Origin of the sequence: Micromonospora sp. SD12, from assembly GCF_052068495.1 — a bacterium.
Taxonomy (GTDB): Bacteria; Actinomycetota; Actinomycetes; order Mycobacteriales; family Micromonosporaceae; genus Micromonospora; species Micromonospora echinofusca.
This window is the reverse complement of sequence record NZ_JBQHDF010000001.1, coordinates 284,892-307,948: the sequence shown is the minus strand read 5'-3', so window position 1 is coordinate 307,948 and position 23,057 is coordinate 284,892. Positions and strand designations below refer to the sequence as shown.

16 protein-coding genes are annotated in these 23,057 nt (G+C 71.7%); 5 read left to right on the top strand and 11 right to left on the bottom strand.

Going from position 1 to position 23,057, the window contains the following annotated elements:
• The first annotated feature begins 287 nt into the window (after window positions 1–287).
• The 4 genes from ACTMS2_RS01420 (at window position 288) to ACTMS2_RS01405 (ending at window position 7,502) form a co-directional block, all read left to right on the top strand.
• Entirely contained in the window at window positions 288–5,615 is a 5,328-nt protein-coding gene (locus ACTMS2_RS01420; protein WP_441173686.1) for a type I polyketide synthase, read from the top strand.
• Between the two features lie 361 nt (window positions 5,616–5,976).
• A complete protein-coding gene (locus ACTMS2_RS01415) occupies window positions 5,977–6,441 on the top strand; it encodes an SgcJ/EcaC family oxidoreductase (protein ID WP_357716983.1) in 465 nt (154 codons plus the stop codon).
• A 25-nt stretch (window positions 6,442–6,466) separates the two neighbouring features.
• Window positions 6,467–6,922 carry an SgcJ/EcaC family oxidoreductase gene (locus ACTMS2_RS01410; protein ID WP_357716980.1) on the top strand — a complete coding sequence of 152 codons (456 nt, stop codon included), beginning with the start codon at window positions 6,467–6,469 and terminating at the stop codon, window positions 6,920–6,922.
• 100 nt (window positions 6,923–7,022) lie between these two features.
• Window positions 7,023–7,502 (top strand): SgcJ/EcaC family oxidoreductase, encoded by a 480-nt coding sequence (locus ACTMS2_RS01405; RefSeq protein ID WP_357716977.1) that lies wholly within the window; start codon window positions 7,023–7,025, stop codon window positions 7,500–7,502.
• A 215-nt stretch (window positions 7,503–7,717) separates the two neighbouring features.
• Here the strand turns inward: ACTMS2_RS01405 and ACTMS2_RS01400 are convergent, their stop codons facing one another.
• Window positions 7,718–8,089: a YciI family protein gene (locus ACTMS2_RS01400; protein ID WP_441173684.1), complete on the bottom strand. Its 372-nt coding sequence runs from the start codon at window positions 8,087–8,089 to the stop codon at window positions 7,718–7,720.
• Window positions 8,090–8,204: 115 nt separating this feature from the next.
• On the opposite strand from ACTMS2_RS01400, the gene ACTMS2_RS01395 reads away from it, so the two are divergent.
• On the top strand, window positions 8,205–9,725 hold the full coding sequence (locus ACTMS2_RS01395; RefSeq protein WP_441173683.1) for a DHA2 family efflux MFS transporter permease subunit: 1,521 nt from the start codon (window positions 8,205–8,207) through the stop codon (window positions 9,723–9,725).
• A gap of 143 nt (window positions 9,726–9,868) precedes the next feature.
• Here the strand turns inward: ACTMS2_RS01395 and ACTMS2_RS01390 are convergent, their stop codons facing one another.
• The 10 genes from ACTMS2_RS01390 to ACTMS2_RS01345 all read right to left on the bottom strand — a co-directional run bounded on the left by ACTMS2_RS01390 (window position 9,869) and on the right by ACTMS2_RS01345 (window position 22,984).
• Window positions 9,869–11,110 carry an acyltransferase family protein gene (locus tag ACTMS2_RS01390; protein ID WP_441173682.1) on the bottom strand — a complete coding sequence of 414 codons (1,242 nt, stop codon included), beginning with the start codon at window positions 11,108–11,110 and terminating at the stop codon, window positions 9,869–9,871.
• A gap of 598 nt (window positions 11,111–11,708) precedes the next feature.
• Complete coding sequence (locus tag ACTMS2_RS01385) at window positions 11,709–12,932, bottom strand: RNA polymerase sigma factor (RefSeq protein WP_441173681.1); 1,224 nt, start codon at window positions 12,930–12,932, stop codon at window positions 11,709–11,711.
• Window positions 12,929–13,300 (bottom strand): YciI family protein, encoded by a 372-nt coding sequence (locus ACTMS2_RS01380; protein WP_441173680.1) that lies wholly within the window; start codon window positions 13,298–13,300, stop codon window positions 12,929–12,931. Before ACTMS2_RS01380 ends, ACTMS2_RS01385 begins: the two co-directional genes overlap by 4 nt.
• 82 nt (window positions 13,301–13,382) lie before the next feature.
• A complete protein-coding gene (gene rfbH / locus ACTMS2_RS01375) occupies window positions 13,383–14,687 on the bottom strand; it encodes a lipopolysaccharide biosynthesis protein RfbH (protein ID WP_089002561.1) in 1,305 nt (434 codons plus the stop codon).
• Between the two features lie 154 nt (window positions 14,688–14,841).
• A complete protein-coding gene (locus ACTMS2_RS01370) occupies window positions 14,842–16,038 on the bottom strand; it encodes a nucleotide disphospho-sugar-binding domain-containing protein (protein ID WP_441173679.1) in 1,197 nt (398 codons plus the stop codon).
• A gap of 163 nt (window positions 16,039–16,201) precedes the next feature.
• Window positions 16,202–17,776: an ABC transporter substrate-binding protein gene (locus ACTMS2_RS01365; RefSeq protein WP_441173678.1), complete on the bottom strand. Its 1,575-nt coding sequence runs from the start codon at window positions 17,774–17,776 to the stop codon at window positions 16,202–16,204.
• A gap of 54 nt (window positions 17,777–17,830) precedes the next feature.
• Window positions 17,831–18,841, bottom strand: coding sequence for an ABC transporter ATP-binding protein (locus ACTMS2_RS01360; RefSeq protein WP_441173677.1), 1,011 nt, complete (start codon window positions 18,839–18,841; stop codon window positions 17,831–17,833).
• Window positions 18,838–20,751 carry a dipeptide/oligopeptide/nickel ABC transporter permease/ATP-binding protein gene (locus ACTMS2_RS01355; RefSeq protein WP_441173676.1) on the bottom strand — a complete coding sequence of 638 codons (1,914 nt, stop codon included), beginning with the start codon at window positions 20,749–20,751 and terminating at the stop codon, window positions 18,838–18,840. The genes ACTMS2_RS01360 and ACTMS2_RS01355 overlap by 4 nt, the downstream gene beginning before the upstream one ends.
• Window positions 20,748–21,695, bottom strand: coding sequence for an ABC transporter permease (locus ACTMS2_RS01350; protein ID WP_197697772.1), 948 nt, complete (start codon window positions 21,693–21,695; stop codon window positions 20,748–20,750). The genes ACTMS2_RS01355 and ACTMS2_RS01350 overlap by 4 nt, the downstream gene beginning before the upstream one ends.
• Before the next feature lie 386 nt (window positions 21,696–22,081).
• Window positions 22,082–22,984 carry an alpha/beta fold hydrolase gene (locus ACTMS2_RS01345; protein ID WP_441173675.1) on the bottom strand — a complete coding sequence of 301 codons (903 nt, stop codon included), beginning with the start codon at window positions 22,982–22,984 and terminating at the stop codon, window positions 22,082–22,084.
• Between the last annotated feature and the right edge of the window lie 73 nt (window positions 22,985–23,057).

Below are 23,057 nucleotides of genomic sequence, written 5' to 3'. Positions count from 1 at the left end.
GCCGATCCGCCCGCACACATGATGTGTCGCAGTCAATGTCGGTGTCCGCCCCTGTCGATGCGATCCGTGGGCTGGGGGAATCTGCTTCGACGGTGACCAGCTCGCGGCCGGTGCGAGCGCGGGCGGTGCCGCCGGGCCCGGTGGCCCGCCCGCCGGACGGCGGCCACCGCACCGACGCTTTCCGTGGCCCTGACAACGGCGGAACCGATGACAATTCCGAACGGTGGTAATCACTGGATTCGATCCTGCAAGCGGATCCGGTCGGTGACTGGGAGAGGAGCCTGGACGTGAGCCAGGATCGGGAGATTTCTGACGCAGTGGCTATCGTCGGCATGAGTTGCCGATTCGCCCCTGACCTTGACTCCCCGGAGAAGTTCTGGGAGTTTCTGGCCGGCGGCCACAGCGCCGTTAGCGAGATGCCGGACAAGCGCTGGGAGCCGTACGCCTCAACCAGCCCGCAGGCGACGGCGATCATGCGCCGGACGACCCGCCTGGGCTCGTTCCTCAAGGACATCGAGGGTTTCGACGCCGACTTCTTCGGAATCTCTCCCCGCGAGGCGGACTTCCTCGACCCGCAGCAGCGCATCGTCTTGGAGCTGTCCTGGGAGGCGCTCGCGGACGCCGGCATCCCGCCGATGTCGCTGCGCGGGAGCGACGCCGGCGTCTTCGTCGCCGCGAACTCGAACGACTACGGCCGGCGCCTGTTGGAGGACATCCCGCGCACCGGGGCGTACGCGGTCAACGGCACCACCTACTACGGCATCGCGAACCGGGTCTCGTACTTCCTGGACCTGCGCGGGCCGAGCCTGGCCGTCGACACCGCCTGCGCCGGTTCGCTGACCGCCCTGCACATGGCCTGCCAGAGCCTGCGCGAGGGCGAGACGCCGGTGGCGATCGTCGGTGGCATCAACATCATGGCCACCCCCGCGCTGTTCGTCGCGCTCGACGCGGCCGGCGCGACGGCGCCGGACGGGCGGAGCAAGGCCTTCGACAAGGATGCCGACGGCTACGGCCGCGGCGAGGGCGCCGGCGTGGTGGTGCTGAAGCGCCTGGTGGACGCCCTGAGCGACGGTGACCGGGTGCTGGCCGTCATCCGTGGCAGCGGCGTCTTCCAGGACGGCCGCTCCGACGGCATGATGGCCCCGAACGGCACGGCCCAGGAGCACATGCTGCGGCGGACCTACGCGCGGGCCGGCATCGCGCCGGAGACGGTCGACTACGTGGAGGCGCACGGCACCGGCACGCCGGTCGGCGACCGGGAGGAGGCACAGGCCCTCGCCGCCGTCTTCGGTGCCGACCGGCCGGCCGACGACCCGTGCCTGATCGGTTCGGTGAAGCCGAACATCGGCCACGTGGAGGCCGGCTCCGGGATCGCCGGAGTGATCAAGACGGTGCTGGCGCTGCGGCACGAGGAGATCCCGCCGAGCCTGCACCGGGAGCCGAACCCGGACTTCGACTGGGTCGGCTCCGGGCTGCGCCTGGTCGGCGCGCCGAAGCCCTGGCCCACCGGCGGTGAGCCGCGCCGGGCGGGGGTCTCCAGCTACGGCGTCGGTGGTTCGATCTCCCACATCATCGTCGAGGAGGCGCCGGCGGTCACCGCCGAGCCGACGGACGCGTCCGAGGGGGCCGGGCTCCAGCGCGAGCTGGCGGTGTTCCCGGTGTCCGCGATGTCGGAGGCCGGGCTCGCCGGGATGGCCGCCCGGACGGCCGACTGGCTGGAGGCCAACCCGACGGTGGCGCTGGCCTCGGTCGGGCACACCCTCTCCCAGCGTCGCTCGCACCTGGCGCAGCGCGCCGCCGTGGTGGCCGGCTCCACCCGTGAGCTGGCCGAGCGGCTCCGCGCGCTGGCCGACGGGCAGCGCTCGCCCGGCGTGGTCACGGCACGCGTCGCCGCCGGCGAGTCGTCCCCCGTGGTCTGGGTCTTCTCCGGGCACGGGTCGCAGTGGCCCGGCATGGGCCAGCAGCTGCTGCGCGACGAGCCGGTGTTCGCCGAGACCATCGACGCCCTGGCCGACGTGTTCCGGGACGAGATCGGCTGGACCCCCCGGGAGGCCCTCGCGTCGGGAGGCCCGTGGAGCAGCTACGAGGTGCAGGCGCTGACCTTCGCCACACAGGTGGGTCTCGCCGAGGTGTGGCGGCGGCACGGGGTCAGCCCGGGCGCGGTCATCGGCCACTCGGTGGGCGAGATCGCGGCCGCCGTCGCGGCCGGCAGCCTGGACATGATCGAGGCCGCGCGGTTCGCCTGCCGGCGGGCCACGGCCCTGCGGCGGCTCCAGGGACAGGGCGGCATGGCGCTCGTCGGCCTCTCCTTCGCCGACGCGCAGGCGCGCCTCGCCGGGCGTACGGAGGTCGTCGCCGCGATCTCCGCCAGCCCCGAGTCGACCGTCGTCTCCGGTGACCGGGAGGTCGTCGAGCGGCTGGCCGAGGAGTGGCGCGGCGAGGGCCTGGGGGTCTGGCGGGTCGACACCGACATCGCCTTCCACAGCCCGCACGTCGACGCGATCGTAACGGAGGTCGCCGACGCCGCCCGCGAGCTGACCGTCCGGCCCGCCCGGGTCGATCTCTACAGCACCGCCATGACGGACCCGCGGTCGACCGCCGCGCGGGACAGCGACTACTGGGCGGCCAACCTGCGCCAGCCGGTACGGTTCGCCGAGGCGGTGGAGGCCGCGCTCGCCGACGGCCACCGGCTCTTCCTGGAGATCTCGTCGCACCCGGTGGTGACCCACTCGATCCGGGAGAGCCTGGAGCGGGCCGGGGTGGAGGAGGCCACCGTCATCCACTCCCTGCGCCGGGAGACGAACGAGACCGAGACGCTGCTGGGCAGCCTCGCCGAGCTGCACTGCCACGGGGCGGCGGTCGACTGGTCGCGGGAGCACCCGGCCGGTGAGCTGGTCGACCTGCCCGCGATGGCCTGGCAGCACCGGCCCTACTGGATCTTCCCGGAGGCGCACGCCGACGCCGGCCCGGGTGGCGGCCACGACCCGGACAAGCACAGCCTGCTCGGTGGTCGGATGACGGTCAGCGGGGCGCCGCCGCGCCAGGTGTGGCAGACCCACCTTGACATGGACAGCCGGCCGTACCCGCTGGACCACGAGGTGGTGGACGTCGAGATCACCCCGGCGGCCGTCATCATCAACAGCTTCGCCCTGGCGGCGGAGCAGGACGGCCGGCTGCCGGGCCTGGCCGACATCGTGCTGCGTACGCCGTTGGCGGTGGCGCCGCCGCGGATCGTCCAGATCGTCCTGTCGGAGAACACCGCCCGGCTGGCGACCCGGATCGCGGGTCAGGGCGACAGCGCGAGCGAGGACGAGGAGTACGAGTGGATCACGCACTCCACCGCGACCATCGACTGGAGCACGGACCTGGTCGAGGGACGGGTGGACGGCGGCGCGGTCAAGGCCCGCTGCCCGGAGGAGTGGTCGTGGCAGCGGGTCGACGACATGTTCCGGCGGATGGGCGTCGGCGGGTACGCCTTCCCGTGGGACGTGCACGAGCTGCGCCGCAACGGCACCGAGCAGCTGGCGGAGATCACCATCGTGCCGCCGCCGGCGGAGCGGGCCACCAGCTGGGCGCACGTGATCGACGGCGCGCTGACCATCAGCGCCGTGCTGGTGACCCCCGAGTACGCCCGGCACCAGTGGATGTCCTCGCACATCGACTCGGTCGTCTTCCGGGGGGACCCGCCGGCGAAGATCACCGTGCACTCGGTGCGGTCGCCCCGCTCGCCGGAGGACACCGTGGACGTGTCCGTCGCCGACGAGACCGGCCGGGTCGTCTGCCAGGTACGCGGGCTGCGCTTCTCGGCGATCTCGGACGAGGACAGCTCGGTCGCGGCGCCCCGGGAGCTGGTGCACGAGATGGTGTGGCGCCCGATGGAGCTGACCGACGACAGCATCGCGCAGGAGCTGACCCGGCTGGCCGTGGTCGGCACCGGCGCCGGCGCCGACGGGCTGGCCGCGCGCCTGATCGGCGCGGGGCTGGACACCCGCCAGGTCGCCACGCCGGACGACCTCGCCTTCCTGCCCGTCTCCGAGCTGGACGCGGTGCTGGTGGTGCCGGCGGCGGGCCAGCCCGACGAGGCACCCGAGGAGGCGGCCGAGCGCTGCGGCTGGACGCTGATCCGCTCCGCGCAGGCCCTGATCGAGGCGAAGGCGGCCAGCGGGGACCCGAGCGCTCCGCTGCCCAGGCTGTGGCCCGTCACCCAGGGGGTCCGGGACGCCGCCGCGGAGAGCGCGCTGGCGCACGGCCCGATGTGGGGGATCGCCCGCATCATCGCGGGTGAGCAGCCGGACATGTGGGGCGGAGTCCTGGACGTCGACGCCGTCGACGGGGACACCGTCGAGAAGATCATGCTGGTCCTCCGGCAGCTCGGCGGGAGCGAGGACGTCATCTCGGTCCGGGCCGACGGGGTGTCGGTGGCCCGGCTGAGTCAGATCGAGCGCCCCTCCGACGGGGCGGCCCTCCAGTGCCGGCCGACCGACACGTACCTGATCACCGGCGGCCTCGGGGTGCTCGGCCTGATGGTCGCCCGCTGGCTGGCCGACCGGGGCGCCCGCCGGATCCTGCTGGCCGGCCGGCGGGGTCTGCCGCCGCGCGCGGAGTGGGGACGGGAGCAGAACAACCAGACCCGCCGGCAGATCGAGGGCGTGCTGGAACTCGAGGCGCTCGGCGTCACCGTCCGTGCCCTGGCGCTGGACATCACCGACGCCGACGAGGTCGCGGCGGCCCTCGACCCCGCCTCGCACGGGATGCCGCCGGTCCGGGGCATCGTGCACGCCGCGGGCGTGGTGCGCGACGCCATGGTCGACAAGGTCGACCGGGAGGGGCTCCGGGACGTGCTCGGCCCCAAGGTGCACGGCGCGATGGTGCTGCACCGGCTCTTCCCCCCGGGGTCGCTGGACTTCTTCGTGATGTTCTCCTCCTGCGGGCAGTTCACCCGGCTGACCGGCCAGACGACCTACGCGGCGGCGAACTCGTTCCTCGACGCGCTGGCCGCCCACCGGCACGCCAGCGGGCACCACGAGACGACCAGTCTCGGCTGGACGTCGTGGCGCGGGGTGGGGATGTCCCAGTCCATCTCCACCACGATGATGGAGGCCAACTCGCGGGGCCTCGACGCGGTCTCGGTGACCGAGGCGTTCCGGGCCTGGGCGTTCGCGGACCGGTTCGATACCCCGTACCAGGCCATCCTGCGGGTGCTGCCGACGCCGCCCAACGCGCCCCGGATGCCGATGCTGCGGGAGCTGACCGCGACCAGGTCGGAGACCGGCGACGTCGAGGCGCAGGGACCGGTCGTCGACTGGAGCCTGCCGGAGGAGGAGCTGCGGGCGCAGGTGACGGCGGACGTACGCGAGCAGGCCGCCGCCGAACTCAACCTGGCCCCCGCCGACCTCGAACTGCGGCGCCCGCTGGTCGAACTGGGGGTGGACTCGGTGATGACGGTCGCGCTGCGGGTGCGGCTCCAGCGCCGCTACGGGCTGGACCTGCCGCCGAACATCCTGTGGAACAAGCCGACCATCACCGCGCTCGCCGAGCACATCATCGACGCGCTCCGGCCGGCCGCCGACGCCGAGCCCGTCCCGGCGGGCGCGGCCGGGGCCCCGGCCGCCTAGGGCCCCGGTCGGGGTCGGTGCCGGGCCCGCACCGACCTGACGGGCTCCGCGCGCCGGAGTCCGACAGGTAGCGAGGTCTCCGGTGGAGGGTTGCGTTCGACCCTCCACCGGAGACCTTCGCGTACGCCACGACGCCGGGTGGACCGGTGCCGGAGCCGGCGCTGCGGCCGGTCGATTCAATGGCTGCCGTGCGCGTCGGCATTGGCCGAACAATGGGTCCTCCCTCGTCGCCCTGCGGTTCGCACGCAGAAAGATGTCCGTCCCCACCACAAGCGTGAGGATGGTGGTGGAGAAACGGATTACGCCGGCCGACCGGCGCTGTCCGGTCTCGCATCTCGTTATAGGAGAAGGGGTCACCGAAATGTCCACGACCACCGCTCAGAAGAAATCCCTCGACGCCTATTACGGGCCCTTCACCAGTGATCTGGAGAAGGAGGTCCTCAGCGTGCCGCTGCGCCTGGTTGGGGCGTGGTCCCACAACGACGCCGACGGGGTGGCCGACGTCTTCACCGAGGACGGGATCCTCATCCTTCCCGGTGACGTCTACAAGAAGGGCCGGGACGAGATCCGCTCGTTCATGGCCGCCGCGTACGCCGGCCCGTTCAAGGGCACCGGGGTGACCGGCAACCCCGTCGACCTGCGCATCGTCTCCGACGACGTGGCCCTCATCCGTACCCACGGCGGGATCCTCGCGGCCGGGCAGGCCGAGATCGCGCCCGAGCTGGCCGTGCGGTCCACCTGGGTCACGGTGAAGAAGGACGGTCAGTGGCAGCTCGCCGGCTACCAGAACAGCCCGCGCGGCGAGGGCGCCACCCTGCGCTGGTGACCGATCCGAGGAGAAGGAGAGCAGGATGAGCAACGACGCCGCAGCGCTCGTGGCCGGGGCCAAGGAGTGGGCGACGCTGTACGGGGACTACTCCAACGGTGAGGAGGGTGCCGTCCTCACCGCGCCGCTGAGGTTCCGCGCCGCCTGGGCGGCCAACGACTCCGGGGCGCTGGCCGACATGTTCGTCGAGAACGGCAGTTTCCTCGCCGGCGACCGGCAGCTGATGAACCGCGAGGAGATCCGCTCGTACATGGCGGAGGCATTCGCCGGCGGACTCAAGGGGTCGAGGTTGGTCACCGACGTCCGGGAGATCCGGATGCTGACCGATTCCGTCGCCATCGCCATCACCGACGGCGGCATCATTCCGGACGGTCAGGAATCGCTCGGCGACGCGGACCGGATCCGCATCATGTGGGTGGCCGTCAAGCAGAACGGCGACTGGCGGCTCGCCTCGTACCAGAGCAGCCCGGTGACGGGCTGACCGGTACGCGGACCGCACCGGGTCATTTCCGGAATCGATCTTTCGATGGTGGCATCGACCGCCGTCACCACCGGGACAGTCACGACAGGAGAGAGGGTCCATGACCACGAAGGCACGGTGGGGCGACGCCTCGACGCTGCTCGCCAAGGCCGGTGTCCAGGAGGACACCTCCTACTACGGTCAGTTCACCGCCCCGGACGAGAAGGCGGCGCTGACGGCGTGCATGCGCGTCCAGGCGGCCTGGGCGGCGAACGACGCGGACGCGTTCGCCGAGGTGTTCACCGACAACGGCAGCCTGCTGATGCAGGACAACCAGCTGGTCAGCCGTGAGGAGATCCGGGAGTACATGGCCCAGGGCTTCGCGGGCGGCCTCAAGGGCGCGCGGGTGAAGGGCTGGCCCATCGAGGTCACGTTCCTCTCCGAGGACGTCGCCATGGTCGTCACCGAGGGCGGCATCATCATGGCGGGGGACACGGACATCGCGTCGGAGAACCTCATCAGGGCCACCTGGGTGATCGTCCGGCAGCCGGACGGCCAGGTGAGGCTGGTGTCGCACCAGAGCAGCCCGGTCAAGGGCTGATCCGTCGCCGGTCGGTGCCCGCGCGCCGACCGGCTCAGTCCACCCGTTGCGGGGCCGTGGTGACGGCTGCACGAAGTCGTCACCACGGCCCTGTCGTGTCCACCCCGCCCGCGAGGCGGCTCCGCCCGACGTGCCGTACGCCCGGGGGTGGTCGCCGCGGACGGACAGGGACCCGCGGCACGTGGTGCCGCGGGTCCCTGCGGTGCGGACGGACGTCACATGTCCGGGCCGCCGGCGCTGAGGACCGGGCGCACCTCGACCATGCCGAAGTTGGCCTCCGGGATCCGGGCGGCGTGCTCGACGGCCTTCTCGATGCTGTCGCACTCGATCAGGTAGAAGCCGGCGACGTACTCCTTGACCTCGGGGAAGGGGCCGTCGGTGGTGCTCACCTGACCGTCCTTGACCAGGACCCGCTTGGCCTGGCTCTGGTCGGCCAGCGCGTCGGACACGATCAGCTCGCCCGACTCGGAGAGGTCCCCGACGAGGGACATGTGCGCCTTCATGCCCACCGCCTGCTCGGCCTCGGACATGTTCTGCCAGGCGTCCCGGGTCTGCTTGTTGTGGTTGATCAGGATCATGTACTTCATTGCTTGCCTCCCGTGGGGCTGGACGAACCTTCCACCCCCATGTCGAAACCGATCCCGCAGCTTCGACATGCAGACGGATGCACTTGAAAGTGCGCCGACGTCGAGGGAGGTCTACATGAGCACCGGTACAACACCGCGCCGGGACGACGCGCCGAGTGCGCCCGGGGAGGGCACGGATCCGCGCCGGTGGCGCGCGCTCGCCCTGCTCGGGTTCGTCCAGTTCATGTTCGTGATCGACATGACCGTGGTGAACGTGGCTCTGCCCCGGATCCAGGACGATCTCGGGATGTCGCGGGCCGGCCTGGCCTGGGTCGTCAACGGCTACGTGCTCATGGCCGGTGGTCTGCTGCTCTTCGGCGGCCGACTGGCCGACCTGTTCGGCCGTCGGCGCATCTTCATGACCGGTGTGGTGATCTTCGCCGTCGCCTCGGTCACGTCCGGCGCCGCGATGAACTCCGAGATGCTGATCTTCAGCCGCTTCCTCCAGGGCGTCGGTGAGGCGATCGCGGCCCCCGCCGCGCTGGGCATGGTCTTCCTGCTCTTCTCCGAGCCGGCTGACCGGGTCAAGGCGGTCGGCATCTGGGGTGGTCTCTCGGGCATCGCCGGGACCCTGGGGCCGGTGGTCGGTGGCCTCATCGCCAACGACACGAGCTGGCGCTGGATCTTCTACATCAACGTGCCGGTCACCATCTTCGCGCTGATCATGGTGCCCCGGCTGGTCTCGGAGACCAGGATGGAGCGCCGCGGCCAGCGGCTGGACTTCACCGGCATGCTGACCGCGACCGGTGGTCTGGTGGCCATCGTGTACGGCCTGTTGCAGGCCGCCGAGCGGTCGTGGGGCGCCTGGCAGGTGCTCGTGCCGCTGCTCGGTGGTGTCGCGCTGCTCGGGCTCATGGTCCTGATCGAGGCGCGCGCCTCGGCGCCGCTGATCCCGCTGCGGTTCTTCGCCAACCGCACCCGCGCCGTGGGTTACCTGGTCGGTCTCGCACTGTCCTGCGCGTTCTTCGGGTTCACCTTCCTGGTGACCCTCTTCGAGCAGCAGGTGCTCGGCTACTCGCCGCTCAAGGGCGGGCTGTCCTTCATCCCGGTCGGCCTCGGCATCGCCTTCGGCGTCGGCCTGTCCACCGGGATGATCCCGAAGCTCGGCGTGAAGCCGGTGATCATCATCGGTCTCGTCGGCGCCTCCGCCGGCCTCATCTACACCAGCATGATCGATGTCGACGCGACCTACACCGCCAGCATCATGCCGGGCATGATCGTGCTGGGCCTCTTCTTCGGTCTGGCCATGCCGGGCACCGCCAACACCGCCCTGTGGAAGGTCACCACCCAGGACACGGGCCTGGCGTCGGCGATGCAGAACGTCATGCAGCAGGTGGGTGGGGCCCTGGGCCTCTCGGTCCTGGTCGCGCTGGCCCTGCGGTTCGGCAACAGCCAGCTGGGCGAGGGCGCGGCGCCCGCGGTGGCCGCCACCGAGGGCTACGCCCTGTCGCTGCGGATCGCCGCCGGTGTGCTCCTGGTCTGCGCCGTGGTCGTCCTCCTGGCCCTGGAGCGGATCACCGTGTCTCCGGAGCTGACCGGGGCGCCCCGGAAGAGCGAACCCGAGCAGGTCGCCAGCGACCCGACGCCGAGTCACTGAGCACCACGGCTTCCGGGTCCACCGGTCGCGGCCTCCGGGTCTCCCGGCGCCGCGTCCGACCCGCCGGCCGGGGCCGCCCGGCCCGCGACGCGAAATGCCCCGCCGCGAATGCGGCGGGGCATTTCGCTCGGTGGGTACCGGCTTCAGTGAGCGGCCACCGGTGGCGTCGTCTCCGGCGCCTTCTCAGCCGCCTCGCCCTTGCGCCGACGCCCGTTGAGCAGGCGCCCGATGAAGGTGTAACGCACCAGGTAGCGGTAGCTGACCAGGGTCAGCGGGTAGGTGACCAGCAGGATCAGCGGGTACTTGACGAACCACGGCAGGCCCACCTGGGCGACGGCCGTCTGCAACGCCATGACCACCGGCAGGTGGATGATGTAGATCCAGTACGAGGCGTCCGAGACGTAGCGGATGGCCGGGTTGGGCTTGGACAGGTACCGCATCGCCAGCCCCATCAGCGCCATCGTCCAGGCCCAGATCGCGAGCACGTAGACGACCGCGTAGACGATCTTCTTGGTCCCCATCGGCTCGGCCTCGTCGGGCGGGATGGTGCCCGCCATCGCGAGCGCGACGCCCGTGAGCACCACGGCGATCGCGAGGTTGCGCAGCCCGCGCCGCTCCCAGAAGCGGAGCAGGTCGATCTGCCGGTGCAGCAGCCAGCCGAAGCCGAAGGCCGTGCCGTAGGCGACCACCGCCACCGGGTTCGGGACGACGCCGTTCTCCGCCGGCGGTACGCCGTACCAGATCTCCCAGTCGTCCTTGAGCAGGAACGCCACGAGCAGCGGCGCCCCGATCACCACCGGGGTCAGGTCGGTCTTCACGATGGTCCGGATCACCGGGTCGACGACCCGCGACCGCAGGTTGCCGGCCTTGTCCAGCGACACCACGATCCCGCGCACGACGAGCGCCGCCACGTAAAGCATGAGCAGCCAGTAGAGGAACCACAGGTGGGTCAACGGGAAGGTGCTCGGGGTCATGGGCGTGGGACCGGGCACCTCCTCGCCGGCCTGGTTGGCGGCCCAGATGATCACCACGACGGTCGAGACCATCATCAGCGGCCAGAAGACGACGAAGGGCACGAGGATCCGTACGGCCCGGTTGCGGATGAAGCCGCCGGTGCCCCGGCGGTGCAGCAACATTCGCGCGAAGAAGCCGGCGATCAGGAAGAACAGCGTCATCCGGAAGACGTGCACCACGAAATAGACGCCGTTCATGGCTGGGCTGGTGGACACGTCGCCCACCACCCAGGTCCGCGGTTCGAGAAAGGAAAGTGTCGTGTGGAGGACGACTCCGAGCAGTAGGGCTCCCGCCCGTACCGCGTCGAGCGCGTGGAGCCGTTCGGAGTTGCCGGTGGCGGTGCTGGGGACATTTGCTGTGGGGATGGCCATGTTCTGCTCTCCACTATCCAATCTTGCCGGGACGGCCTCCGTTTACGTGACGTCGTACCGGTTGCCGATCGGTCCCGACAGGGCAGTCCGGTCGGTGCCGCGTACGGCCGTGAGTAGCGGGGTGGCCGACGCTAGCCGAATGCTTCCGGGGAGATTACGCGGTCGCGTCCGCGAAGATAATCCTCGATACCGTTGAGTGTCTTCCGACCGTCAGGACGATTACCGACGCCATCCGGATAAGAGCTGGGCGCGGGCCAGGGATGGCGCTGCGGAACGAGCTGGGAAATGCCCTCTGCCCGCCGAATGAAGACGCGTCGAATGGCGGCCCGGCTTATTGCCGAAGCCGGATTCCGCCCGTTGTCGAGAATAGGCTCCAGTCGAGAGCACGCCCCCGTCGTCGGATGTCGTCAACGAGCAGACCCGGCTCTTCGACGCCGGGGCGGCGGCGCCCCGGTCGCAAGCGACACCGACCTGCCGCGTCCATCCTGGACTGATCGAGGGGGTGCGGACATCTCCGCAATTGCGGAGTTGACATCCGCGAGCCGGTGGCGGGGGACCGGTCGGGTCGACCGGGAGGGTGGCTGCGGGCGGGCGGGGGTCAGCCGCTGGTCGCGTTCCGGGCCCGCGAGTAGAGGTAGCGCTGCTCGGGCAGGCTGAGGGTCTCCCGGGCGGCCAGCTCGTAGTGGGTGCGGGCTGCCTGCCGGTCACCGGTGAGGTCGAGCAGGTGGGCGCGGACCGCGTGCACGCGGTGGTGGCCGGCCAGGGCCGGGTCGGTCTCCGCCGCCGTGAGCTGACGCAGCGCGGCGTGCGGACCCTCCACCATGGCGACGGCGACGATCCGGTTGAGGGCGACCATCGGACCGGGCGCGATGCGCTGCCACAGGTCGTACAGGCCGAGGATCTGCCGCCAGTCGGTGTCCCCGGCCCGGGGCGCCTCGTCGTGCACGGCGGCGATGGCGGCCTGGATCTGGTACGGACCGACCGGGGCGTTGGCCAGCGTCCTCGTGATCAGGGCGATCCCCTCGGCGATGGCCCGGCCGTCCCACAGCGAGCGGTCCTGCTCGGCGAGCGGGATCAGGGCGCCGTCCGGGCCGGTGCGTGCCGGGCGACGGGCGTCGGTGAGCAGCATCAGCGCCAGCAGCCCCGCCACCTCGCCGTCGTCGGGGAGCCGGGCGTGCAACTGCCGGGTCAGGCGGATGGCCTCCGCGGTGAGTTCCATCCGGTTGAGGGCGGCCCCGGAGGAGGCGGTGTAGCCCTCGTTGAAGATGAGGTAGAGCACCTCCATCACCGCGGCCACCCGCTTGGGACGCTCCGCCGGTGAGGGCATCCGGAACTCGGCCCCGCTGGCCCGGATCCGCTGCTTGGCGCGGCTGATCCGCTGGGCGACGGTGGACTCGGGCACCAGGAACGCCCGGGCGATCTCGGCGGTGCTCAGCCCGCCCACGGCGCGCAGGGTGAGGGCCACCTGCGAGACCTGGGTGAGCGACGGATGGCAGCACAGCATCAGCAGGGCGAGCGTGTCGTCGGCCTCGGGAACCGGGCCGGAGCCCGGGGACGCCAGCGCGGCGGCGGTCCGCTCGCGGCGCCGCCGGGCCGCGTCGCTGCGCCAGAGCTCGGTCCAGCGGCGGGAGGCGACGGTGGTCAGCCAACCGATGGGGTTGGCCGGCACACCGTCCGCCGGCCACTGCACCGCCGCCGCCAGCAGCGCCTCCTGTACGGCGTCCTCGCAGGTGTCGAAGCCACCGTGACGGCGGACGAGCGCGGAGAGGACCTGTGGCGCGTGTTCGCGCAGCAGGTCCTCGACATCCGTGGCGGTGCTCACCGTCCCGTGGCCCCGGTGCCGAGCACCGGGCGTACCTCGACCTGGCCGAAGGCGGCCTCCGGAATCCGGGCGGCGTGCGCGACAGCGCTGTCGATGCCGTCGCACTCGATCAGATAGAACCCGGCGAGATACTCCTTGACCTCGGGAAACGGGCCGTCGGTGGTGGTCACTCTGCCGTTCTTCACGAGGACCCGCTTGCCGCGGCTCTGGTCGGCCAGCGCCTCCGACACGATCAGCTCGCCGGTCTCGGCCAGCTCGTCGCCCAGTGCGGCGTGAGCCTTGAGACCCAACTCGCGCTCGGCCTCGGACATGTTCTGCCAGGCGTTCCGTGTCTGCTGATTATGGGTGATCAGGAGTAGATACTTCACGGTACCTCCATGGGTCTCGCCCATTATCCCACCACTGTGTCGAAACCGACGGGAACGCCTCGACATCAGCCCGGCGTGGACGTCATGCGCGACCGGTGGCGAATTCGGTGACCGTGGCCGCGACGTAGTCGATCATCTCTTCGGTCAACGCGGGATAGACGCCCACCCAGAGGGTCTGCTCGGTGATGATGTCGCTGTTGGTCAGGTCACCCACCACCCGGTACGGCTGATTCAGATATCCCGGCTGCCGGGTCAGATTACCGGCGAACAACTGTCGGGTGCCGATCTTGCGATCCTCGAGGAAGGCCACCAGTTGCGAGCGGGTGAAGGGGGCGTCCGGGGCAACCGTGATCACAAAGCCGAACCAGCTCGGCTCGCTGCGCGGCGTGGCCTCGGGCAGCAGCAGGTGCGGTACGCCGTCCAACTGCTCCCGCAGCCGACGCCAGTTGCGGCGCCGCAGCGCGGTGAAGTCGTCCAGCTTCGCCAACTGGGTGAGGCCGAGCGCGGCCTGAAGGTCGGTGGCCTTCAGGTTGTAGCCGACGTGCGAGTAGATGTACTTGTGGTCGTACCCGGCCGGCAGGTTGCCGAGCTGGTGCTTGAAGCGCTTCAGGCAGGTGTTCGAGTCCCCGGGCGCGCACCAGCAGTCCCGGCCCCAGTCGCGCAGCGACTCCACGACCCGGGCGAGCGCCAGGTTCGACGTCAGGACGCACCCGCCCTCACCCATCGTCAGGTGGTGCGCGGGATAGAAGCTGACCGTGGTGAGGTCACCGAAGGTGCCGGTGAGCCGGCCGTCGTAGGTGGAGCCCACCGCGTCGCAGTTGTCCTCGACGAAGAACAGCCCGTGTTCCCGGGCCAGCTCGGCGATCTCGGTCGCCTCGTACGGGTTGCCCAGCGTGTGCGCCAGGACGATCGCCCGGGTCTTCGGCCCGATCGCGGCGGCCACCCGCTCCGCCGTGGTGTTGTACGTGCCCAGCTCGACGTCCACGAAGACCGGCAGGAGGCCGTTCTGGATGATCGGGTTGACGGTGGTCGGGAAACCTGCGGCGACGGTGATCACCTCGTCGCCGGGGCGGAGCCGCCGCTCCCCGAGCACCTCGGAGGTCAGCGCGGTGACCGCGAGCAGGTTGGCGGACGAGCCGGAGTTGACCAGGTGCGCCTTGCGCCGGCCCAGCGTGCGGGCGAACCGTGACTCGAACGTGCGGGCGTAGCCTCCGGCCGCGATGCGCATGTCCAACGCCGCCTCGACCAGGGCCACCCGGTCGTCGGCGTCGAGCATGGCACCGGAGGGCCAGATCTCGGTGACGCCCGGCTCGAACGCCCGGTCGGGTTGCACGTCCTGGTGGTACTTGCGTACCTCGTCCAGCAGCAGGGCCTTGCGGTCGCTCATGGTGTGTTTCCTCTCCTGGTCACGACAAAAGGTGCGACGGACGCGGTGGTTCTCGGACCGGCGCTGGGGCCGGAGGTGGTGGGGAACGGCAGCGACCGCGCCGACGTTCACGAACCCGCCGTCGGTCGGCCGGGCCCGGCGGCCGTGATCGGCCTCAGCGGCGACCGGTGAAGGTGGCGGTGCCGACGGCCGGTTCCGCCGGCCGCCCGGGTCCGGCCGCGGCTCCGCCCGCCACCATCCGTTCGAGTACGCCGACGACCTCGGCGGGGGTCGGCTGAGCGGCGATCTCCCGGGCCACCGTCGCGGCGGCCGCGCGGAACCGGGGGTCCGCGAGGACACGACCGGCGTGGTCCGCCACCCCCTCCGGGGTGGCCTGCTCCAGCCGCAGCGACAGGCCGACCCCGGCGTCGACCACCGCCTGGGCGTTCTCGAGCGCGTCGTCGAACCGGGGCAGGACGACCTGCGGGCACCCGGCGGCCAGGCCGGTCAGCGCCGACCCCTGGCCGCCGTGGTGGATCAGGAGCCGGCAGCCCGGCAGCACCTCGGCCAGCGGCACCCGCCCGGCGTGCAACACCGTCTCCGGCAGCGTGCCCAACTCCTCGGCCACCGCGTCGTCGACCGCGATCACCAGCTCACAGCCGAGCCCGCCCAGGCTGTCCACCAGCCGGCGCAGGAACCCGGCCGCGCCGTCGGTGGAGAGCTGCGGGATCACCGTCCCGAGGGTGAGGCAGACCCGTGGCCGGGTGCCGGGCGCGGACGCCCAGGCCGGCACCACGGCGGCCCCGTTGTAGGACACGTGCCGGAGGCTGAGGTCGGCACGGGCGTGCGGCAACCGGAGGCTCGGCGGCCACGGGCTCAGCCTCAGCCCGGGTGTCGGGAGCCCGGGCAGGCCGAGTGCCCGCAGCTGGTCGCGGAGGACGTCCTCGCCCGCCGCCCGGTACTCCGTCAGCTCCGCCACCCCCCACCGGAGCTCTGCGTGGGGTGTGCCGGCTGCGGCTGCGGCGACCGGACCGGCGAGTTCGGAGCGTTCGTTGACCACCAGGTCGGGGCGCCAGGACTGGACCAGGGCGTGGGTGTCGGCCAGGTTCCGCGACGCCATCGCCCCGAACACCTCGCCGTGGGCGTACGGGGCGTTGTCGATGCCGTGCGCCGCGGCCGGGGCGGCCAACTCGCTCAGCGCCATCCCCGGCCCGACGGGCGCCGCCGGCAGGCCGGCCTGCACGACGCTCGGTACGAAGTGCTCCGTGGTGGCGACCAGCACCTCGTGCCCCGCCGCCCGGCAGGCCCAGGCCAACGGCACGAGCGGGAAGAGGTGACCGTGCATCGGTGCGGTGGTGAACAGCACGCGCATCTGAGCTCCACGGTCGAGGAAGGTGGGGCCGGTGCCGTTCCGCCCGGCGGCGGTTCCTACCGGCTGCTGATGTTGCGGCTTGATCGTGACAGAGGAGCGGATGCGCGACATCTCCCCGATTGCCCTATCTGGCAGAGATGTCGCACATCCGCTCGTCAGCGACTCAGGATGCCGGCCGGAGCGTCACCACGCTCGGCAGACCGTTGTCCGCGGTGGTCTGCACCCCGGCCGTACGCGGACCCATCACACCGATCCCGTCCATCCGCACCACCGGAGCGAACCAGGCCAGCTCGGTCGTCCGGGCGACCGCCTGCTTGAACAGCGCGGACTGCTTCCCCTGGTCGGGCTCGGCGATGGCCTGGTCGAGCAGCCGGGCCAGCTCGGCGTCGGCGGTCGCGAACGGGTTGAACGGGTTGGGCACCGGACGCATGAAGTCCAGCGACGACAGGTAGGTGGGCAGGTTGCCGTAGCCGAAGCCGACCACCGGGAACTTGCGCGACAGCACGTTCTCCAGCCACTGCTGCACCTGGGTGTCCGTGGTCAGCTCCACGTTGACGCCGATCTTCTTCCACTGCCCGATCACCGCCTGGGTGACCACGCCGATGCCGGGGGTGTGCGCCTCGACCTTCAGCGTGAACCCGTTCGGGTAGCCGGCCTCGGTCAGCAGCTGCTTCGCCTTCGCCGGGTCGTACGGGTAGCGGTCGTCCAGCGCCGGTTGGTAGCCGTCGAAGCCGGGCGCCGCGGTCTGGCTGGTCGGGTGCGCGAAGTCACCGAAGACCGTCTTGGTGATGGTGGCCCGGTCGATGGCGTGGTTGAGCGCCTGGCGGACGCGGACGTCCTTCAGCGCCGGCGCCACGGTGCCGTTCCGGTCGGCGAGGACCACGCCGACGAGGGCGACGCTGGCGGTCACGTGCCGCAGACCGGCGGCCTTGACCGCCGGGCCGGCGTCGGCGTTCAGCGCGGCGTAGTCCACCTGACCCGACTGGATCGCCTGCACGGTGGAGTTCGAGTCGGGGATGATCCGCACCACCACCTTCTTCCAGTGCTGGTCCGCCTTGTTCCAGTAGCGGGGGTTCGCCACGTACGTGTAGTGGTCGTTCGGCACGGTCTCGGCCGCGTCGAGCACGTACGGCCCGGCGCCGAAGGTCCGCTGGGCCAACTGGTCGGGGTCGGCCAGCCCGGCCGGCGAGATGATCGAGCCGGACAGCACCGCCTGGCTGAAGATCTGGCGCATGGAGGGGTTGGGCGCCTTGTTGGTCACCACCACGGTGCTGGCGTCCGGGGCGGTGATGCTGGTGATCGTGCCCGCCCAGGTCTTCGCCTTCGGGCTGACCTTGCGCATGTACTCCAGGGAGGCCACCACCGCCTTGGCGTCCAACGGCGTGCCGTCGGCGAAGGTCAGCCCGGGGCGGAGCTTCATCTGGAAGGTCTTGTTCTGCTGGTCGACGTACCCGAACGACTCGGCGAGCTCACCGGTGAAGGTGCGGTCGGCGTTCATCCGGATCAGGGGTGCGTAGGCCAACGCGACGGTCGGGATGTTGTTGAGGTCGATGTTGGCCTTGTACGGGTCGAGGTTGGGTGGCGCCGAGATCGCCAGGGTCAGCGTCTGGGTGTCGGCGTTCGACGCGCCGTCGGTGGCGGCGCCGGAGCATCCGGTCAGCGCCGCGGCGGCCAAGAGCGAGGCGGCGGCCAGGAGACGTACCCGGCGCGTGCCCGCTCGTAGGACATGACGAGACATGGTCGTCCTTTCCCGGCGTACCGCCGGTGTCGGAGGGGGTTCGGCGAGTGGTGGTCAGTGGGCCATGGATGCGACCTTGGGCCGGGCGAGGTCCGCGATCTCCCGTTGCCGCAGGCAGGCGACCTGGGAACCACTCCAGGCCTGGGTGAGCGGGGGGCGCCGGCGGGTGCACTCGTCGACGACGTACGGACAGCGCGCGGCGAAACGGCAACCCGGCCCGCCGGCCGGTGCCGACCGCTCGACGGGCTGGTCCGGCTGGACGGGCGAGTCGGCTCCCGTCCGCGCCCGTGCCGGGTCGGGCACGGGCGCCGCCGCGATCAGGGCCCGGGTGTACGGGTGCGCGGGTCGGGAGTAGACGGTCTCGGCGGGGCCCGACTCCATCACCTGGCCCCGGTAGAGCACCACGACGCGGTGCGACAGGTGGCGGACCACGGCCAGGTCGTGCGCGATGAACAGGTAGCTCAGCCCGAGTTCGGCCTGGAGGTCGGCGAGGAGGTTGATGACCTGTGCCTGCACCGACACGTCCAGGGCGCTGACCGGCTCGTCGCAGATCACCAGCCGGGGTATGCCGACCAGCGCCCGGGCCAGCACGATGCGCTGCCGCTGCCCGCCGGAGAAGTGCGCGGGGTAGCGCTGGGCCGTGTCGGTAGGCAGGCCCACCCGGCGCAGCGCGGCCTCGATCAGCTCCCGGCGTCGGCGCGGCTCCACGTCGCGCCGGGCCAGGAGCGGCTCGACCAGGCTGTCGCCCACCGTCCGGGCCGGGTTCAGCGAGCTGTACGGGTCCTGGAACATCATCTGCAACGCCGCGCTGAGCTGCCGCCGCCGGCGGCGGGTGGCCCGGGTGATGTCCTCGCCGTCGAAGGTGACGGAGCCGGCGGTGGCGGCGGCCAGCCCCACGACGGCCCGGCCGATGGTCGACTTGCCGGAGCCGGACTCGCCGACCAGGCCGACGGTCTCGCCCTCCGCGACGGAGAGGCTCACCCCGTCGACCGCGCGGAAGGCGGTCCTTCCCCGGCCGTACTCCACGGTCAGGTCCCGGACGTCGAGCAGAGGGTGTCGCGTCACACTGCAACCTCTCGCTGGAGATCGTCGTCGGCACGCAGGCAGCGCGCGACGTGTCCCGGTTCGGGTCGGCTCAGTCCGACCGGCTCGCGGCGGCACCGCTCCTCCACGAGGCGGCACCGGTCGGCGAACCGGCAGCCGGTCGGCCAGTCGGACGGCGCCGGCACCGTTCCCGCGATGGTCGGCAGCCGCCCGTCGGGTGCGGCCCGGTGCGGATCCGCGGCCAGCAGACCCATCGTGTACGGGTGGCGCGGGCGGCTGAACATCCGCGACACCGGGCACACCTCGACCACCTGCCCGGCGTACATGACCACCGCCCGGTCGCACAGTTCGGCCACCACGCCCAGGTCGTGCGTGACCAGCAGCACGGCCATCCGGCGCTCCCGGCTCAGCCTGCGCAGCAGGGCCAGGATCTCCGCCTGGACCGTGACGTCCAACGCCGTCGTCGGCTCGTCGGCGATCAGCAGCCTCGGGGAGCCGGCCAGCGCGAACGCGATGGCCACCCGCTGCGCCAGCCCGCCGGACAACTGGTGCGGATAGAGCCGGGCGACCCGTGCGGGGTCGGGCACCCCCACGTCGCGCAGCAGGTCCAGGACGCGGTCGGCGGCCTCCGCCCGGCGGACCCCGGTGTGCCGCCGGACCGCCTCGGCGAGTTGCGCACCGGCCCGGACGGCCGGGTCGAGGCTGACCATGGAGTCCTGCGCGACGTATCCGATCCCGCGTCCGCGCACCTCCCGCCACTCGCTCTCCGAGGCCCGCGCCAGGTCGTGGCCCGAGAAGAGGAACGCGCCGCCGGTGACCCGCCCACCGCCGGGCACCAGGCCGAGGATGCTGAGCGCGGTCACCGTCTTGCCGCAGCCGGACTCGCCGACCAGGCCGACGATCTCGCCGTCGGCGACGTCGAACGACACGTCGCCGACAACCGGGGCCGCGGGCGCGCCGGGCGGTCCGGAGCGCACCGGGATCTCCACCGACAGGTGCTGGACCGACAGCAGGACGCCCTCGGGCACCAGGGTGGCCGCGCCGTTCGGCGCCGGTTCCGATCCGCGCCGCGGCGTGGACCGGACCAGCTTCGACGAGGACCAGGACTGCGTGGCGGTGTCCCGTACGGCGTCACCGAGCAGGGTGAAGGCCAGGACGGTGATGGCGACGGCGAGGCCGGGCGGGACCAGGGCCCAGGGGTGCTGCACGATCACGTCGCGCGCCTCGTCGACCATGCCGCCCCAACTCGGCTGCGGCGGCTGCGGCCCGAAGCCCAGGAAGGCCAGCCCCGCCTGGATGACCAGGGAGACCGCCGCGATCAGGGAGGCCTGGACGATGACGAGGCCACGCAGCCGGGGGAGCACGTGCCGGCGCAGGATCTGCCCGGAGGACAGCCCGGAGACCCGGGCCGCCGCGATGAACAGCTCCTCCCGCGTGGACCGGGTCGCCGTGCGTACCACCCGGATCAGGCCGGCGGCCAGCAGCACACCGAAGGTGACCATCGCGATGGTGACGTTCTCCGGGAACACCGCCACCACCACCAGCAGGATGATGATCGCGGGGACGGCGAAGAGCAGGTCGGAGACCCGCAGGATCGCCGCGTCGACCACCCCGCCCAGGTAGCCGGCGGGCAGACCCAGCAGCACACCGAGCACCGTGCTGGTCAGCACCGCGACGAGGACGCCCCACAGCGTCGTCCCGGCCCCGTGCACGAGGCGGCTGAGCAGGTCCTGACCGAGGCGGTCGGTGCCGAGGGGGTGCTCCGCCGAGGGCCCCTGCAACGCGGCGATCAGGTCCTGTTCCAGCGGGTCCCGGTCGGTGACCAGGTCGGGGAAGAGGGCGCACACCGCCACGACGACCAGCCACAGCAGGGCGGCCACGGCCAGCGGCCGGCGCAGCAGCCGCAGCGCGAAGCCCTCCGGCCCGCTCACCGGTGCCGCACCCGGGGGTCGAGCCAGGCCTGGCAGAGGTCCACCAGCAGGCCGATGACGATCACGATGAGGGTGAAGTAGACCACCGCGCCCTGCAACACCGGGATGTCGTGCTGGGCGGCGGCCAGGGCGGCGCCGGAGCCCAGCCCGGGCAGGCCGAAGATGTTCTCGATCAGCACGGTCGTGCCGAGCAGGCTGGCGGAGATGACCCCGAGCAGGGACACCACCGGCACTGCGGCGGTCCGCAGGGCGTGCCGGTAGACGATCGACCGGCGGGACAACCCGTTGGCCTGCATGACCCGGACGAAGTCGCGGTCGAGGGTGTCCAGCATGGAGTCGCGGGTCTGTTTGGCCACCGCCGTGACGGCGGCCAGCGAGGTGGCCGCCACCGGTAGCACCAGGGACCCCAGCCAGTCGCCCGGGGACTGGGTGACCGGGACGTACCCGGTCACCGGGAAGAGCGGCCACCGTACGGCGAACCAGGAGACCAGCATCAGGGCCAGCCAGAATCCCGGTACCGCGAGGCCGACCACGGAGAGCACGTCGACCATCCGGCCGAGCGGGCCGCCGCGGACCCCGCTGAACACGCCGAGGCCCACGCCCAGCAGCATGGCGGTGAGGGTGGCGAGGACGATCAGGGAGAGCGTCGGCGCCAGCCGCGCGTTGAGCATGGGCCCCACCTCGGCCCCGGTGATCACGGAGACGCCGAGGTCGCCCTGGACGGACCGGCCCAGCCAGCTCACGTACTGGTGCAGCAGCGGCCGGTCGAGCCCCATCTGCTGGTGCAGCGCGTCGACCTGCTGCTGCGGGGCGAGCGGGCCGAGCACCGAGCGGGCCGGGTCGCCGGGCACGAGCGACACCAGCAGGAAGCAGAAGAAGGAGACGACGAACAACATCGGCAGGGCCCACGCGAGGCGCAGGGCGACGAGACGGAGCACGGCCACCACCGAGCCTCTACATGTACGTTCCGGGACGGGTCGGGACCGACGACGTCCGCGCCGTTACTCCGACGGCGCGGCCCTGCGGGTTCGGGAAGCAGGTGCTCTGCGCGTCGGGTCGGGCGTCGGTGATGGCGTCACGCTCCCAGGTCGGTCGGCCTCGGGTCTGCGGTGGATCACCGCCGCGAAGCCGTGTCGACTCTCCCAGAACGGGGGCGTGCTGTCTTACGCGCGATTGCTCAACGGTGGAAACCTGGCCGGTAGAAATCTCATGCGGGTACATCCGTCCTGAAGGGACTGTCCCATCGGGTGGCAGGGGTCCCCGGTCCGGCCCCGCCGGGGTGGTACCTCCGGCGGTCGGACATCGACGAGTACGGAAGTGCCAGGGCCGATCAGCCCGCGGTGTGCGCCAGGATGGCGGGCACCACCGTCTCCCAGGTGGCGGCCGGGGGCATCTGGTGCCCGACCCCGGCCAGCGGCAGCAACCGGGCGTCGGGGATCTCGTCGGCCAGGGCCTCGCCGTGCCCGAGCGGGAACAGCGGATCCTCGGTGCCGTGGATCACCAGGGCGGGCACGGCGATCCGGGACAGCGAGGAGCGGTAGTCCGACCCGCCGTCGATCATCCAGTGGTTGGCGAGGCTGGCGGCGATGTCGCCACTGCGGTCGAACATCCGCCCGGCGATGCGGCGCAGCCGCGTCTCCTCGATGGCGAGCGCTCCGGCCAGCGGGCGCTGACCGGCGACGACGTGGTCGATCACCGCCGCCCGGTCGGTCCAGTCGGGCGTCGGCCGCTCCTCGGCGAAGCTGGCGAGCAGCGCCGGCGAGATCGGCGGCAGGTCGGGGTGGGGACGCTTGTTGACCCGGAGCGCCGGACTGGTGGAGAGCAGGGTCAGCGAGGACACCAGGTGGGCGTGCTCGATGGCGAGACGCTGCGCGACGGCGCCGCCCATGGAGACGCCGCAGACGTGCGCCGGCCCCACCCCGAGCTGCTCGATCAGCCCCGCCGCGTCCGTGACGAGATCGTCGAACCGGTACGGCGGTTCGCCCGACGGGAAGCCGGTGGACCGGCCGGTGTCCCGGTGGTCGTAGCGGATCACGAACCGCTCGCCGGCCGCCAGCCGCCGGCAGAGGTCGTCCTCCCACCAGTCCATCGAGCACGCCGTACCGCTGATCAACAGGACCGGCGACGCGCCCGGGTCGCCGAAGGTCTCGACGCAGAGCTCGACGTCGTTGGCCGGGATGAACAGTTCCTCAGCCGCGCGTACCCGCTGGGACGTCGCCCGTGGCGTTGTCATGTCGTCTCCTCTTGCCCTGGATCGCTGGGGAGTAACCGCTGTGCGACGTCCGTCCCGATGATGTCGAAGCCGA

Bases quoted from the DNA above. Each gene is read 5' to 3' on its own strand.
- ACTMS2_RS01415 (WP_357716983.1), top strand. From the start codon at position 5,977: ATGTCCACGACCACCGCTCAGAAGAAATCCCTCGACGCCTATTACGGG.
- ACTMS2_RS01410 (WP_357716980.1), top strand. From the start codon at position 6,467: ATGAGCAACGACGCCGCAGCGCTCGTGGCCGGGGCCAAGGAGTGGGCG.
- ACTMS2_RS01405 (WP_357716977.1), top strand. From the start codon at position 7,023: ATGACCACGAAGGCACGGTGGGGCGACGCCTCGACGCTGCTCGCCAAG.
- ACTMS2_RS01400 (WP_441173684.1), bottom strand. From the start codon at position 8,089: ATGAAGTACATGATCCTGATCAACCACAACAAGCAGACCCGGGACGCC.
- ACTMS2_RS01395 (WP_441173683.1), top strand. From the start codon at position 8,205: ATGAGCACCGGTACAACACCGCGCCGGGACGACGCGCCGAGTGCGCCC.
- ACTMS2_RS01390 (WP_441173682.1), bottom strand. From the start codon at position 11,110: ATGGCCATCCCCACAGCAAATGTCCCCAGCACCGCCACCGGCAACTCC.
- rfbH (WP_089002561.1), bottom strand. From the start codon at position 14,687: ATGAGCGACCGCAAGGCCCTGCTGCTGGACGAGGTACGCAAGTACCAC.
- ACTMS2_RS01370 (WP_441173679.1), bottom strand. From the start codon at position 16,038: ATGCGCGTGCTGTTCACCACCGCACCGATGCACGGTCACCTCTTCCCG.
- ACTMS2_RS01365 (WP_441173678.1), bottom strand. From the start codon at position 17,776: ATGTCTCGTCATGTCCTACGAGCGGGCACGCGCCGGGTACGTCTCCTG.
- ACTMS2_RS01345 (WP_441173675.1), bottom strand. From the start codon at position 22,984: ATGACAACGCCACGGGCGACGTCCCAGCGGGTACGCGCGGCTGAGGAA.